Genomic DNA, 14,032 nt, shown 5'->3' with positions numbered 1-14,032 from the left:
ATTATCAAGAGTCAAATGCTTTCGCGGTTTGATATAGTTAATGATAGGTAAAAGGAAAATATTTTTTCTTCTTGGAAGTCTTCTTGTAATCGGCGCTTACGCTCAACCCAACAAGCGACAAGCCATACTCATATCGAGAGTTGGAGATGATTATTTCTCTATTGGAGCATATGAATACGCCATGAGGTATTACCGGGCGGCCTTTAAGGAGTATCCGGAATACGTAGAAGCACAATTTCAAATGGCTCAGTGCTTTCGCTTAACAGATCAATACGACAGTGCGGCACACCATTATGGATTGATCATCTCTAATGGACAGGATTTTCGATATCCACTTACCAGATATCACATGGCGATGCTTCAATTGAAAAACAATCAGAAAAAAGACGCCCTTCAGAACTTTAAAGCATTTAGAAGCTTACTTGTTACTAACGAGCAGCATGAACTTGAGAAGTTCAGGGAATACTATAAGCAAGCAAAGGTTGAGATGGATAAGATTAAATAATAAGGACTAACTCAGGATTTATTATCTTAAAGGTTCTAACCTAACATCATGAAAAACATTGACCGTCGACAGTGGCTTAAATCGGTAAGTTTGGCCGGAACAGCTGCCATACTCCTTCCAACCCAGTCTTTTTCAATTGACTCGCCTGCCAGAAGAATAAAGGGCGATAAAGTCCGACTAACATCCAACGAAAATCCGTACGGACCATCAAAGGCCGTGAGAAAGGCCATAATTGATGCTTTTGATATCACCTGCCGGTACCCTTCCATCAATTTACGTCCGCTGGTTGATGCTATCGCTGAAAAAGAAGGAGTCACCAAAGAACATGTGGTAGTAACCGGTGGCTCCACTGAGGGTCTCAAAGCTGCAGGCATGACGTATGGACTTGAAGGTGGAGAGATTGTAGCGGCAGACCCCACATTTCAGGCCATGCTTAGGTATGCTGAAAATGTAGGAGCTTATGTCCATCGCGTGCCACTCAATGATAAGATGGAACATGACCTGGATGCAATGGCTGCCAGAGTCACAAGTAAGACAGGACTCATTTTTATTTGTAATCCTAACAACCCCACCGGAACCCTGCTAGATAAGATAAAATTGCAGAATTTTTGCAATTCGTTCGAAAAGCGGACAATGATATTTAGTGATGAAGCATACTATGACTACATCACAGACCCGGATTATCCTTCAATGGTTAAGCTGGTTAAAGAAGGCAAAAATGTAATCGTAAGTAAGACGTTTTCTAAAGTATACGGCTTGGCGGGTATTCGTATCGGCTATTTGATTGCGCGTCCTGATATAGCACAACGATTAAAGAAAAACATCATGGCAATGACTAATGTCCCTGCCATTGCAGCTGCAAGTGCTGCATTAAATGACGATGAATTCTATAAGTTCAGTATCTCTAAAAATATGGAAGGTAAAAATGCGATCTATAAAACACTGGATGAACTAAACCTTGACTACATCAGATCACATACAAACTTTGTGTTTTTTAAGTCTGGTCGCCACATAGAAGCACTTGCAAAGGATATGGAAAAAGAAGGGGTATTGATAGGAAGACCTTTCCCCCCACTCTATCAATGGGCCAGAATAAGTACAGGCACTACCGAAGAAGTAGCTGCATTCTGTAGCGCCATAAAAAGGGTATATAGCTGATATCTAATACTTCAATACCCAAACGTTTGCTCCAAAGTTGCTGAAGGAAGCAAGGGCGGCATTGGCTTGATCCCATGTATCATAATCAGCCACTGACACGCCATGGAAGGGCAACTCATTATAATTGTGTTGAACCAGCTTCACATTGGTACCTTCCTCAGAGAGCTTCTGAGCATAGTCCATGGCCAGATCATCATCAATGTTACTAGATACAATCACATAATATCGGCCGGTTGGAGTAGTAATGGTTTCTATTTCACCAGCAGCTCGTTTTGCTTCCCTTTCAGCGATTTCATCCAGCTTTCCATTTACCAAATTCAGTTGATTCTGCGGATACGGCTCATTTGGAAATAGTGATGAAGCTTCAGAATATAATGATCGTGCTGATTCCCAATCTTCCTGATCGAATGCCGAATCTCCATCTGTGATTAATTGATCATACCGGGCTTTTCTTCGTGCTGCATCTTCCTGCCTCTTTTTCTCTGCCTCTGCCTGCGCTATCTGCTCCAGACGTGCTTGCTCTTTAGCTTCCTGTTCAGGTTTGTAAAACCCAAAATACCAGGCTCCAATAGCTCCTAGTACAATCACTGTTACGATGGCTATGACTATTATAACTCTTCCACTGCTGTTTGATTCGCTCATTGGCTTTATAAATGTTTAGACTAAAGGTAAGCAAATGATGAAACATGACTTGCTTTAAGGATTATTATCTGTCCCAACTAAGGGTTTGATTCATATGCTTTTTTACAAGTAGTAATAATAGTTCAAGCGTAGCTTAGCTCTCTTTAGACTAAATAATACTATTTGAAATCGATTATTATTTCTCTGGCTCTTTGCTTCACTTTCAATCTCCTGATTGCACAGGGTATCGAAAGCCTGCCTGATTTAAATGGCAATCTGAATGATTGGTACAGCTCAGTCAACGATCTATCATCGCCAATCATGAAGGGTACCTATTTCTATTACACTCAGGAACAAATGGTCACCCAGGATCAAAATCCATTTTACAAGCAAGGCTGGGATCAATTAGGCTCGATAACGTTCGAAGGTCGGACATATTCAAATATGAATATGGTTTACAATACTTCTGAAGATGTTCTTTTAATATGGAGCTGGGATATGAGATTAGAAGGGATCAAATCACTCCTGATAGATCAAACAAAGATTGATGCATTCATTATTCACAAGGATAGATTCTTAAGTGAAAAGCATGCGAATGTGGGTAGACCCGGTTTTTATCGTGTGATAGTAGAAGGTGAAAATCTGGCTCTTTATGCCAAGGAAGAAAAGAGAGGAAGTCTGGAAGGAATGTATTATGAATTTGAAGAAAATCGACAATACTACCTACGATATAATGAAAGGACTTTCAAGTACAATCGTAAATCTTCCTTGTATAGAATTTTTCCTGAATACAAGAAGCAAATACGGAAATACATAAACACCAGCTTTTCTTCATGGAAAAAGGGTGATGAAAGGTTGCTTAAAGCCACTTTAACTTATTGTGATTCGATAGTGAAATGAGGAGAATTCTAAGCATTTTATTAGTGGTGATCATTTTTGTTTCCTATAGTCAGGAAATGCAACCATCCAATGACAGCTTATCTCTTGCAGATGCTATTTCAGCGTTTGAGTCTTCGAATGACAGTCTCTCATTCTTTTATCACAAGGAATGGATAAATGGTTTAAAAATCCATAATGAAGACTTGCAAACTGAGCTTCCTGTTGAGGAAGCGATTCCATTATTGCTAAAGAACACGCCTCTGAATTATTATTTGAACCGTAATCACGTTATTTTATTACTCAATACGACCATTGTAGTGCCTCAGTTATCTCAGCGTACCTCTGAAAGTAGCAGTGTTGCTTTAGACTTTATGAATGAAGTAGTCTTTCAAAGAGAATCTTCAAACGGTGGCGCTGAAAATAGGCTTCATATAATTGGAAACATAAAAAACTACGAAAAAGGAGGAAATAGCACCATCCGTGGAAAGGTATTCTCGGAAAATGGACCCGTCGATGGGGTGTATGTTTTTAATGTAGAACCATTTATTAGTACAATTTCTGACGAGCAAGGCAAGTTTAGCATCACTTTGCCAAATGGGATCAATGAGTTGAATTTTCAGTCAGTTACAACCATTGATACTAAGCGAAGATTAAAGGTCTATTCCGATGGAGAATTGGAGGTAGCACTTGATGTAGATGTAGTAGCATTGGAAGAGGTAATTGTAAGCACGCAAAGGGAAAAAAACATCAATTCCGTACAAATGGGGCTTACAACAATAGACCCAAAGCAAGTATCTATTTTGCCGGCATTATTGGGAGAAAAAGATATCATTCGTGTAGCTACTTCCACTGCTGGTGTTCAAAATGTGGGTGAAGGATCTGCAGGAATCAATATCAGGGGTGGCAAAGCGGATCAAAACCTCTTTTTGATAGACAATAACACCGTTTTCACCACCAACCACTTTTTTGGGTTCTTCTCTGCATTTAATTCACGAGGTATTGGTGAGTTATCCCTATATAAAAATGGAATTCCTGCAGAATATGGAGGAAGACTTTCCTCTGTTTTTGACATTAAAACGAAAGATCCAAGTGATGAAAAACTTGAAATAACTGGTGGGCTTGGACTTGTCACCTCTCAACTACAGATTGAGGGACCCATGAAAGATGTAAAAACAAGCTTTTTGATAAATGGCAGAGGAACCTATTCACAACACTTACTTGATCGATTCAAGGACTCCTCAATTGGAAACAATGATGTTTCATTTTATGATTTCACGCTCAAAACACACACCAAACTAAGCGACACAGATGAGTTTGCCGTTACTGCATATTATAGTTATGATGCGTTTAAAGTGAAATCAGATACGTTGCTGTCTTTCAGTGACTTTTCGTATGAAAATAAAGTAGTTGGTGTAAGTTGGAAGCATATTTTCAATGATAACCTTTTCGGGATATTAGAAGTTGGTAACAGTAACTTCACATATCTGTCTAGTTATGATGTGCTTCCAACTCAGGCATTCAATGTAGACCTGTTTGTAAATGAGTTTCGCGCTGCTGCAAAATTTGACTACTTCATCAATCAGGATCTAAACTTCAAGTTTGGAATTGAAACTAAAGCCTATACAATCAGTCCGGGAAAGAAATCGCCTAAAGGGCCTGAATCAGTAATAGAGTACCAAGCCATTGATGAAGAACGTGCCGTGGAGCTGGCTCCTTACATTTCTGCATCCTATCATGCCTCAGAAAAACTTGCAATAGATGCCGGCATCAGATATTCAGTTTTCAATTCTTACGGGCCGGCTGAAATCAATACGTATCAAAATGGTGCTCCTAAAGAACCATCAACTGTAATCGGTACCAAAAACTTTCGTGCTGGCGAAATTATTCATAGCAATCATGGACCTGAGTTTCGTTTTCAAGGAAGGTACTTAGTTGGGGCCGGAAGCTCCATCAAAGTTGGATATGGCAGAACCAGACAAAACATCCATTTACTACTAAATGCGGCTTCCATTGCTCCTACTGATGTATGGAGATTGTCTGGCCCATTCATAGATCCACAACTTGCAGATCAGGTTTCAGTCGGATATTTCAAAAACTTCTTTGGAGAACATCTCATTGAAGCGTCTGTAGAAGCTTATTACAAAGACATTGATAATCTCTTGGATTTTAAAACAGGTGCTGAGCTTCAATTCAACCCAACAATTGAAACAGATCTCTTACAGGGTGATGGCAAATCCTATGGTATAGAGCTGTCACTATCCAAATCTACAGGTTGGCTAAGTGGATGGTTAAACTATACCTACTCCAGATCTTTTGTGCGGTTGGATGGGAATAACCCCTCTGAGATCGTAAACGGTGGAGTCTTCTTCCCTACAGGCTATGACAAACCTCACTATTTCAATTCTGTCACCAATTACAAATTCACCCGAAGGTTAACCATGACACTTAATATGGTTTATTCCAGCGGTATTCCGGTAACATACCCGGTTGGTAAATGGAATTTCAAAGGATCGGAAAATATCCTTTATTCCGATAGGAATGAGTTTCGAATTCCAAACTATTTCAGAGTTGATCTTGGATTTAATATCAACATGAGTCATAAGCTGAAGAAGTTTACCCATTCATCCTGGACTTTTTCGATTTACAACTTACTAGGAAGAGACAACATTTACTCAATCTTCTTTGAAGTGGAAGATGAAGAAATAAACGGCTACCAAATGAGCATCTTCCCTACTCCTATCCCTACAATTACTTACAATTTTAAATTTTGAGAAAGTATTTTACCATATTTATCCTTTTCACAGCATGTATTGAACCGTACAATCTGGAGGTTTTAGTGACGCGTAAAGTTCTGGTAATAGATGCCATTGTCACGAATCTATCTGGTGAAAATAGAGTTCGACTAGAGTACTCCTATTCATTAGACAACTCCGAACCAGAACAGGTATCTGGTGCTGTTGTCACTGTAACAGATGACCTGGGCAACACTCAAGAATTTCTCCAGGTGAGCCCGGGACTTTATAAACCCGATGATTCGTTTGCCGGCGTAGTAGGAAGAAAGTATCAGTTGCGAGTGGAAACACCCGATGGAGATATTTACGAATCCCATCAAGAAGAATTATTAGAGCCGGGAACAGTAAATGATCTTTATGGAAAATATTTATCTCTACGATCGGAGACAGGAAATGGGTTTGAAAGAGGAATACAGTTTCTTGTAGATATTGAGGGAGTAGGGAGTGATAACTACAATTACAGGTTCCAATATGAAGAAAATTACTCAATAGAAGTTCCGTATGAATCCCTTTACGAATTCAACCCCAATACACTCACAATTGAACCAAGAGCTCAGTCAATTAAAGTTTGCTACATAAACGAGCAATCAAATGACTTGCTAATCGCAACAACTAATGGACAAGTTGACAATGAGCTTCGTGAGTTTCCCATTGTTTTTGTCGATGAAAATGATCCGGAGTTAATCGGTAGATACTCAATTACGCTAAAACATTATCGAATCACTCCAGCAGCTTATCAATTCTACAAGGATCTGAAAGAAAACAACGAATCCGCGGGAAGTTTCTTTGATAGACAAAAGGGATCATTTAATGGAAATATTAAAAACATAGCAGATTTAAAAGAGCCAGTTCTTGGATATTTTGAAGTTGCCGGTGTGTCTAAGGTATTTCAGATATTTGATGGTGGAACATGGAAAGAAGATGGATTTAATGCTCAGGGAATTCTAGAATTTTGCAATAACCAGGTGGAATCTATTAGAACTGCAGATATTATCAGTGGAAGTTTTGATTTCGGTAACAGATTGATTTACAAATTCGCAGACACTGAGGAATTGTTACCTGGAACATTTTATAACGTGGAAACGCTGCTTCTTCCTGAAAGGTGCATTGATTGTAGATATTATGGAACCTTAGAAAAACCTGAGTTTTGGGACTAAGACAAATATTATATACGGGATTGTCAATAATCCTCTTTAACCTTCATGGACAAAGTAGTGATTATCAGGAAGAAGTTCACCTTGCCGTGAATACTACAAATATATTAGTCGGGGAATCCCTCTCATTCTCTGCATTTGTTTACAGCAATGCAACAAAAAATGTTAGCGCCTTAAGTAGCATTTTATACATAGAGCTAGTTGATGAAAGTGGCAGATCGGTTTCAAAAACCAAAATTGGTCTACGAAAAGGTCGAGGGGCTGGTAACATGTATATAGACCCTGACTGGATGTCAGGCACCTATCGCATTCGAGCCTACACTAGATGGATGATGAACTATGAATCATTTTATGAGCAAAAGGTATTGATATTGAATCCATACAGTGGAATTACAGTTGGAGAGTCTATTTCAGGAGATCCTATCAGATTCGAAGACACTATGGATGGTTTGACTGTTTATCAACCGGCGCAAGATGTTTCATTAAATATTGGCTCACTGGAACCATCTACCCTCTCGATTGCTATCACAAAGGCAACTAAACTATACTACCCAAATGAAATAGAGCTGAATAATAAGGGTGTGGAAATGCGATCATTTGAGAAACTTCCTGAGTACCGCTATGGGCTGGTACAGGGCAAAATATCGAAACCCTCTGGTGAATTGAACCAGCTTAGGGTGAACATGATCATAAAAGGTTCTTCCATGCAAGTGGCTACTACTAAAACAGATAAATATGGTCGCTTTTGGATGAGCTATAATCCGGATTATTGTGCCAGATCTGCTGAAGTCCAAGTATATGTTGAAGATGATTCAGTGAGTCAAATAATACTCGTAAATGAATATTATGAAAATCACACACCGCTTGACTCAGTTTATACTGCCATTGATTCAATAATCGCAAAAGAAATCATCGAACGAAGTATACATAGCCAGGTCCAAAGAGCTTATGAAGGTGTTGAAAAACCAATATCAAATGATGTTAAAAATTATACACTGCCAAGTGCTGAGGTATACTACCTAGATGACTTCAGGCGGTTTTCATCTGTCAGAGATACATTCATTGAATTAATTAAATATGTCGGAGTATCCAAATCTGAAGGTAATTATAGGATGAATGTAAGGTGTGCACCACCTGATGGATTACTTTCGGCTAATAAATCTCCTTTGATACTCTTGGATGGCTTAGAAGTCAGTTCCCAAGATATTCTAAGCCAGTCACCCAATGAAATAGAGAAAATTGAGATTGTGCCAGAGTATTACTTTGTCAATGATATCGCATATAAAGGAGTGATCTCAGTCCACACATTTGGAAGAAAAGACCTGGAAACACGTACCAGAGGACTAAAATTTCCTATAGCTAATTATCAACCATATTCAGATGATAGCAATACAATACTACTAAATGAAAATCATCCTCACTATGAGTCGGATTTATTGTGGAATCCTATCTATAAGCATGCAGGTGGATTAGTTATTCTTGACTTTGCTACTTCCAGGCTTACAGGTACTTATAAAATTTCAATTTCAGGGATATCTAACACAGGTAGAGCAATCAACCTCACCAGGTATTTCAAGGTTTCTGATTCCGTAGCTACTAATAACTCCAATTAGTTTTGGTATAAAGCCTTATTGCATATGCAATTGAAAATGCTGGAATTTATACTACCATCGATTCAAGTGATATTAGTAATCCATAGTTCTATTCATTACTTTTTCTAGATGAAGCAAGCCCAATTTCACAAATGCTCAATTTTAAACGAAGCAATCATCCTTTTCTCTTTGATATTAATGGTTCCAGCTTGTCAATCGCCCAACAGTGAGCAAAGCCAGGACAAACAAAAAGTGGAACGAGCTACCATCGAAGATGTGGAAAAAGGTATCCGGACACATATTGAAAAAGAAGTAGCAGAGAATGATGGCTACTTTCACTATGAAGGAGATACCTCAGTGCTGGATCTTAAGCTTGTACGTGTACATACCGAATACCTGTCTGTACTTGGATCCAATAAGTTCTTCGCGTGCGTTGATCTTGCGACCATCGAAGGTGATGTCTATGATGTTGATTTTTTTCTTGATGGTACGGCAGACAGCATGAAAGTTACCCGAACCAATCTACACAAGCTTAATGGCAAACCTTATTACACCTGGAAACAAGCTAAGGACAAAACATGGTTTACAGTACCTGTCAAGAATGCTTCCAATGACTTACTTGGAGTTATCGAGGGACAGGATCGTTTCACGTTTAAATATGAAGTACAATTACCTAAGATTTCAGCTAAAGGTGAATTATGGTTACCCCTGGCCCAGAGCGACCGTTTTCAGCAAATAGTCTCACAGACCATTGAAGCTCCAGTCGATTATTCAATAATAAAAGAGGCCACTTTTGGTAATCAAATCCTGTTTATGGAAATATCACCGGAACATAGTGAGGAAAAAATCACGATCACTTACGATGTGATCCGTGAAGAAAAAACGGCATATAGGGATGAGGAAGCTGATTTAGATCAATACCTGAAAGGTACTCCACTCATTCCTTTGACCGATCGGTTTTCAACCATTGCTAATGAAGTATTGGCTGAAAGCAATGCGAGCACTCCTTTAACCGAAGCAAGAGCTTTGTATGATTACATCATAGACAATATGCGATATGCTAAACAAGGCACCTACGGAACAGGAGACGCCAATTATGCATGCGACAGTAAGTCTGGTAATTGTACAGAGTTTCACTCATTTTTCATTGCCCTGGTCAGGTCGGTAGGAATTCCGGCAAGATTTGCAGTCGGAGCATCTATCCCCTCAGAAAGAAACGAGGGTGGCGTGAATGGGTATCACTGTTGGGCAGAATTTTATGCAGAGGGAAAGTGGTGGCCAATTGATATAAGTGAAGGAAACAAGTATACCCCTTTGGCCACATATTACTTTGGTCACCATCCGGCCAATCGAATAGAGTTGAGCAAAGGAAGAAATTTAGAAATTAGTCCCGGGCCGGTTTCAGGTCCCATACCATTTATGGCCTATCCGATTCTTGAAATAAATGAGCAACCGGTAAATGTAAAAACGACTTTCTCATTTCAGAGAAAGCCGAATACATCAAGTTAAGAATATTTTACTCACTATCCTCAGTGGCTGTACTGTCCGCTTCGGATTCATCTCCACTTGGGTGCTCGCCGCTAGGGTGTTCATCGCCTCCAGATGGATGCTCATCTGATTCTGTTGCTTCTTCAGATGATTCATCAGCTTCTATGCTTGCTCAGTCTCGTCTTCATTACCCTCAGCTTGCTTCTTCACATCACACGAAACGATAGTGCTTGCAGTGAATAAGACAACTAAGAGCATAGCCATCATGGACTTTAAGGTTTTGGTTAGATTTTTCATGACATTAATCGTTCAAAAGTTTAAACAAGATAGAAAGCTAGGTGTATTTTTATCCAAATTGAAATGATTGTTCTGGATTATATCATTTAGTCACCTTTCCATCCCGGACCTTTTACAAACCTACCCGGAGTAGCTCCCGTATGCTCACCATCCTTCAGCACATGCCCGCCATTAACAAATACGTGCTTCACTCCCACTGCATATTGGTGTGGGTCTTCAAAAGTGGCTTTATCATCGACTTCTACTGGATCAAAAATCACAACATCCGCAAAATAGTCTTCCTTAAGCATCCCTCTGTCTTTGATTTTCAAATTAATTGCAGGAAGTGAAGTCAGTTTCCTAATTGCTTCCTCCATAGATAGGATTTGATCCTCTCTTACAAACTTTCCAATCACCCGTATGAATGATCCATACGCTCTTGGATGTGTGCTTTGCTTGATAAACACACCTTCATTGGTGTATGATCCAGCATCCGAACAGAAGCTAACCCATGGAATGGCTGCCTTTTTTAGGATATTTTCTTCGCTCATTGAGAAATAAACCACTTGAATACGACTATCATCTTCAATGATGATATCGACTACTGTTTCGGCAGGGGTTTTACCTAGTTCCTCAGCCAGCTCATTTAGGTACTTTCCTATATGTACTCTCAAATCCTCGTTTTTAAATCCAACAAGGAGTATTGTATTGGGTGGATTTCTAAATTCAATTTCACTGATTACTTTGTCTCTGATCTCTGGATCTTTCAGACGCTCAATCATTTGATCAATACCTCCTTCACGTACCCAATTGGGAAGCTGAACATGCAAGCCTGTACTACTGGCATTGTAAGTATAAATATCAGCAGTCACCGGCTGTCCGGCATTTCTTGCTGAATCAATCTTCTGAATAGCAATGTCCATCTTATCCCAGTTTTGCTGACCAGAAGCTTTCAAATGATAAACTTCTGCGTGTAATCCCCCTTTTGCTCCTATTTCTATCAATTCATCAATGGCTTCCAATAAATAATCGCCCTCATTTCGAATGTGCGATACATACATACCATCATATTCAGCTACAACAGACGCCAACGCTATCAACTCTTCAGTATCTGCGTGCATACTAGGTGTATAGAGCAATGATGATGAAATACCGACGGCACCCTCTTCCATGGCTTGCCTTGTCAGTTGTTTCATTTTTTCCATTTCATCAGGAGTAGCATCACGCCCTTCATAACCAATGACATACTTTCGTAATGTCCCATTTCCAACAAATGATGCCACATTTGTCGATACTCCTTTATCTTCCAGATATTGCAGGTATTCACCTAAAGTGGTCCATGTTATATCATATTTGATATCCACTTGATCGGCAATCATTTCATCTTTCATCTCCTGAGTCAATGGTCCCATTGAAGACCCCTCTCCCATTACTTCCAGGGTGACTCCTTGCCTGATATCGCTCTGAGACCTGCCATCCTCAAGTAAGCTTACATTGGCCCAACTGAGCATATTTATAAAGCCTGGTGATACAGCCATTCCTGTAGCATCTATTTCAGTTACACCCTTCCCTTCTACAACTCCAAGTTTGACTATTCGATCCTCTTTAATAGCCACATCGCCAACATAAGATGGATCCCCAGAGCCATCGTAAATGGTTCCGTTTCGAATAACTACATCATAATCCACTTGCGTGCTGCAAGAAAATAGCGTCAATGTGATGAGTAAGTAAAGGAAGGTCTTCATGATTTTTTAAGGTTGGTTTGGTCGAATTCAATTTAGGACATTATTGGGAATTGTACATTAGTGTCTCCCCATTAGCAATTAGAGCAAACGTAAAACGACAACAATAGCCATATAATAGCTTATTATTCACGGTTAAACTAAAAAGAGTGTTAAGTCTCCTCACTCTTTCATAGATTAGACCCGTAGAGTTAATAACACCGTGATAATAACCAATACTATACGCAAGTGGATGCTGTTTTTTTACCTCATGGATACCAATAAAGACGGTGTTCTTGAACCTCGGGATTTTGATGAGCTTCTGGGTAGACTCTATGAAACTAGAAAGGGACTCTTTAATAGGGCAGAGAAGAATTACCTAAAGTACATGACCATTAAAAATTTTGACCGGCTATTGATGGAGTCTGATGGAAAAGGTCGAAAAATCACCGTTCATGAGTGGGTAAATATCATCAAACGCTCAAACGAATCAGAGGAGAAATCATATTTCATACGATGGTTCTCAGCCTCTGTCGTAAGGTTCCTGTTTGATTTGTGTGATCACAACAAAGACGGATTCATTGATTTCGATGAGTTTGAAACCTTGTATCGTATTCTCGGACTGAAAAGAGGTTCAATCATTTATGCATTCAAGGAGTTGGATGTCAATCGTGACGGACGATTAAGTAAGTCTGAGATGTATGAAGCCATCAATGACTACTTCTCATCAAGTAATGCAACAATTAACAAGCATGTCTTTGGTCAACTGGAGAGCATCGATCATGAGTATATGACCAAGTTGATTACTATCTAAAAGATTTTAGCGCTGTTTTAAAATTTACCCGTCGTAATCTGATGTTATAGCAGATAATTAGATGTAGCTTCCGCCTTCAATTTTAACTGTCCCGAATTTATGGATGTACAATTACTAATTATTTCGGGAGCAGCCTTGGCCGGACTATGGCTATTACTCTACATTTTCCCTGTCAACTTATGGATAACAGCAGTTTTCTCAGGAGTTAAAGTAAATCTGCTGGAATTGGTATTCATGAGGTTTAGAAAAGTGCCACCACCATTGATTGTTAATTCACTAATTCTTGCTACCAAAGCGGGCATTCTTAATATCAACTCACAGCTATTAGAAACGCATTATTTAGCCGGAGGCAATTTGACAAATGTGATAAAGGCACTCATTGTAGCTGACAAAGCCAATCTTAATATGACATTTAAACAAGCGACCGCTATTGACCTGGCTGGTCGGGATGTGCTGGAGGCCGTACAAATTTCCGTTACCCCTTACATGATCATTGTTCCTTCCATAACAGGGGTTTCTGTAGATGGCATTCAGCTAATCGCAGAGGCAAGGGTAACGGTGCGTACCAATATTCAACAACTCGTTGGAGGTGCCGGAGAAGAAACAATAAAGGCACGTGTAGGTCAAGGCATTATTTCCAGCATGGGTGAGGCTACCAACTACAAAATCGTTTTGGAAAAACCAGAAGATATTTCTAAGCGAGTATTGGCAGATGGCTTAGATGCCGGCACTGCATACGAGATCTTATCCATCGATATTGCTGATATTAACATCGGCAAAAATATCGGTGCAAAGCTACAAATAGATCAGGCTGCAGCTGACCTTGAAATCGCTAATGCGAAAGCGGAAGAACGCAGGGCAATGGCGGTCGCTTTAGAACAAGAAATGCTGGCAGAAGTTCAAAAAGCAAGAGCAGCAGTGATTGAAGCTGAAGCTGATATACCAGCTGCACTTTCTATGTCTTTCAGAAGAGGTCAGTTATTATCCAAGTTGAAAAAAGCATAGGCAATAAAAAAGGTGACTCTGCAAATG

The 14,032-nt window shown here is 39.6% G+C and carries 12 protein-coding genes; 9 read left to right on the top strand and 3 right to left on the bottom strand.

What is annotated here, in order from left to right; all coding sequences use genetic code 11:
* Nucleotides 1-40: 40 nt before the first annotated feature.
* Nucleotides 41-505, top strand: coding sequence for a tetratricopeptide repeat protein (locus ACQK2H_RS10935; RefSeq protein WP_425391479.1), 465 nt, complete (start codon nucleotides 41-43; stop codon nucleotides 503-505).
* A 48-nt stretch (nucleotides 506-553) separates the two neighbouring features.
* The gene (locus tag ACQK2H_RS10930) at nucleotides 554-1,663 is read left to right on the top strand and encodes a pyridoxal phosphate-dependent aminotransferase (protein WP_425391478.1); all 1,110 of its coding nucleotides are present in this window, start codon (nucleotides 554-556) and stop codon (nucleotides 1,661-1,663) included.
* Nucleotides 1,664-1,666: 3 nt separating this feature from the next.
* Here the strand turns inward: ACQK2H_RS10930 and ACQK2H_RS10925 are convergent, their stop codons facing one another.
* Nucleotides 1,667-2,305, bottom strand: coding sequence for a hypothetical protein (locus tag ACQK2H_RS10925; RefSeq protein WP_425391477.1), 639 nt, complete (start codon nucleotides 2,303-2,305; stop codon nucleotides 1,667-1,669).
* A gap of 162 nt (nucleotides 2,306-2,467) precedes the next feature.
* On the opposite strand from ACQK2H_RS10925, the gene ACQK2H_RS10920 reads away from it, so the two are divergent.
* The 5 genes from ACQK2H_RS10920 (at nucleotide 2,468) to ACQK2H_RS10900 (ending at nucleotide 10,210) form a co-directional block, all read left to right on the top strand.
* Nucleotides 2,468-3,184: a hypothetical protein gene (locus tag ACQK2H_RS10920; RefSeq protein ID WP_425391476.1), complete on the top strand. Its 717-nt coding sequence runs from the start codon at nucleotides 2,468-2,470 to the stop codon at nucleotides 3,182-3,184.
* Entirely contained in the window at nucleotides 3,181-5,934 is a 2,754-nt protein-coding gene (locus ACQK2H_RS10915) for a TonB-dependent receptor plug domain-containing protein (RefSeq protein WP_425391475.1), read from the top strand. The genes ACQK2H_RS10920 and ACQK2H_RS10915 overlap by 4 nt, the downstream gene beginning before the upstream one ends.
* Nucleotides 5,931-7,112, top strand: coding sequence for a DUF4249 domain-containing protein (locus ACQK2H_RS10910; protein WP_425391474.1), 1,182 nt, complete (start codon nucleotides 5,931-5,933; stop codon nucleotides 7,110-7,112). The genes ACQK2H_RS10915 and ACQK2H_RS10910 overlap by 4 nt, the downstream gene beginning before the upstream one ends.
* Nucleotides 7,113-7,132: 20 nt before the next feature.
* Complete coding sequence (locus tag ACQK2H_RS10905; protein ID WP_425391473.1) at nucleotides 7,133-8,722, top strand: hypothetical protein; 1,590 nt, start codon at nucleotides 7,133-7,135, stop codon at nucleotides 8,720-8,722.
* Nucleotides 8,723-8,830: 108 nt separating this feature from the next.
* Complete coding sequence (locus ACQK2H_RS10900; protein ID WP_425391472.1) at nucleotides 8,831-10,210, top strand: transglutaminase-like domain-containing protein; 1,380 nt, start codon at nucleotides 8,831-8,833, stop codon at nucleotides 10,208-10,210.
* 141 nt (nucleotides 10,211-10,351) lie between these two features.
* On the opposite strand, the gene ACQK2H_RS10895 is transcribed toward ACQK2H_RS10900, so the two are convergent.
* Together ACQK2H_RS10895 and ACQK2H_RS10890 are read right to left on the bottom strand one after the other, a co-directional pair.
* Nucleotides 10,352-10,486 (bottom strand): hypothetical protein, encoded by a 135-nt coding sequence (locus ACQK2H_RS10895; protein WP_425391471.1) that lies wholly within the window; start codon nucleotides 10,484-10,486, stop codon nucleotides 10,352-10,354.
* An 86-nt stretch (nucleotides 10,487-10,572) separates the two neighbouring features.
* Nucleotides 10,573-12,210 carry an N-acyl-D-amino-acid deacylase family protein gene (locus ACQK2H_RS10890; RefSeq protein ID WP_425391470.1) on the bottom strand — a complete coding sequence of 546 codons (1,638 nt, stop codon included), beginning with the start codon at nucleotides 12,208-12,210 and terminating at the stop codon, nucleotides 10,573-10,575.
* Nucleotides 12,211-12,439: 229 nt separating this feature from the next.
* On the opposite strand from ACQK2H_RS10890, the gene ACQK2H_RS10885 reads away from it, so the two are divergent.
* Together ACQK2H_RS10885 and floA are read left to right on the top strand one after the other, a co-directional pair.
* Nucleotides 12,440-13,000 (top strand): EF-hand domain-containing protein, encoded by a 561-nt coding sequence (locus ACQK2H_RS10885; protein WP_425391469.1) that lies wholly within the window; start codon nucleotides 12,440-12,442, stop codon nucleotides 12,998-13,000.
* Between the two features lie 99 nt (nucleotides 13,001-13,099).
* On the top strand, nucleotides 13,100-14,005 hold the full coding sequence (floA, locus tag ACQK2H_RS10880) for a flotillin-like protein FloA (protein WP_425391468.1): 906 nt from the start codon (nucleotides 13,100-13,102) through the stop codon (nucleotides 14,003-14,005).
* The last annotated feature ends 27 nt before the right edge of the window (nucleotides 14,006-14,032 follow it).

Origin of the sequence: Ekhidna sp., from assembly GCF_965228795.1 — a bacterium.
Classification (GTDB): Bacteria; Bacteroidota; Bacteroidia; order Cytophagales; family Cyclobacteriaceae; genus Ekhidna.
Note: the sequence above shows the minus strand (reverse complement) of the source record. Positions and strands in the feature narration are given on the sequence as shown.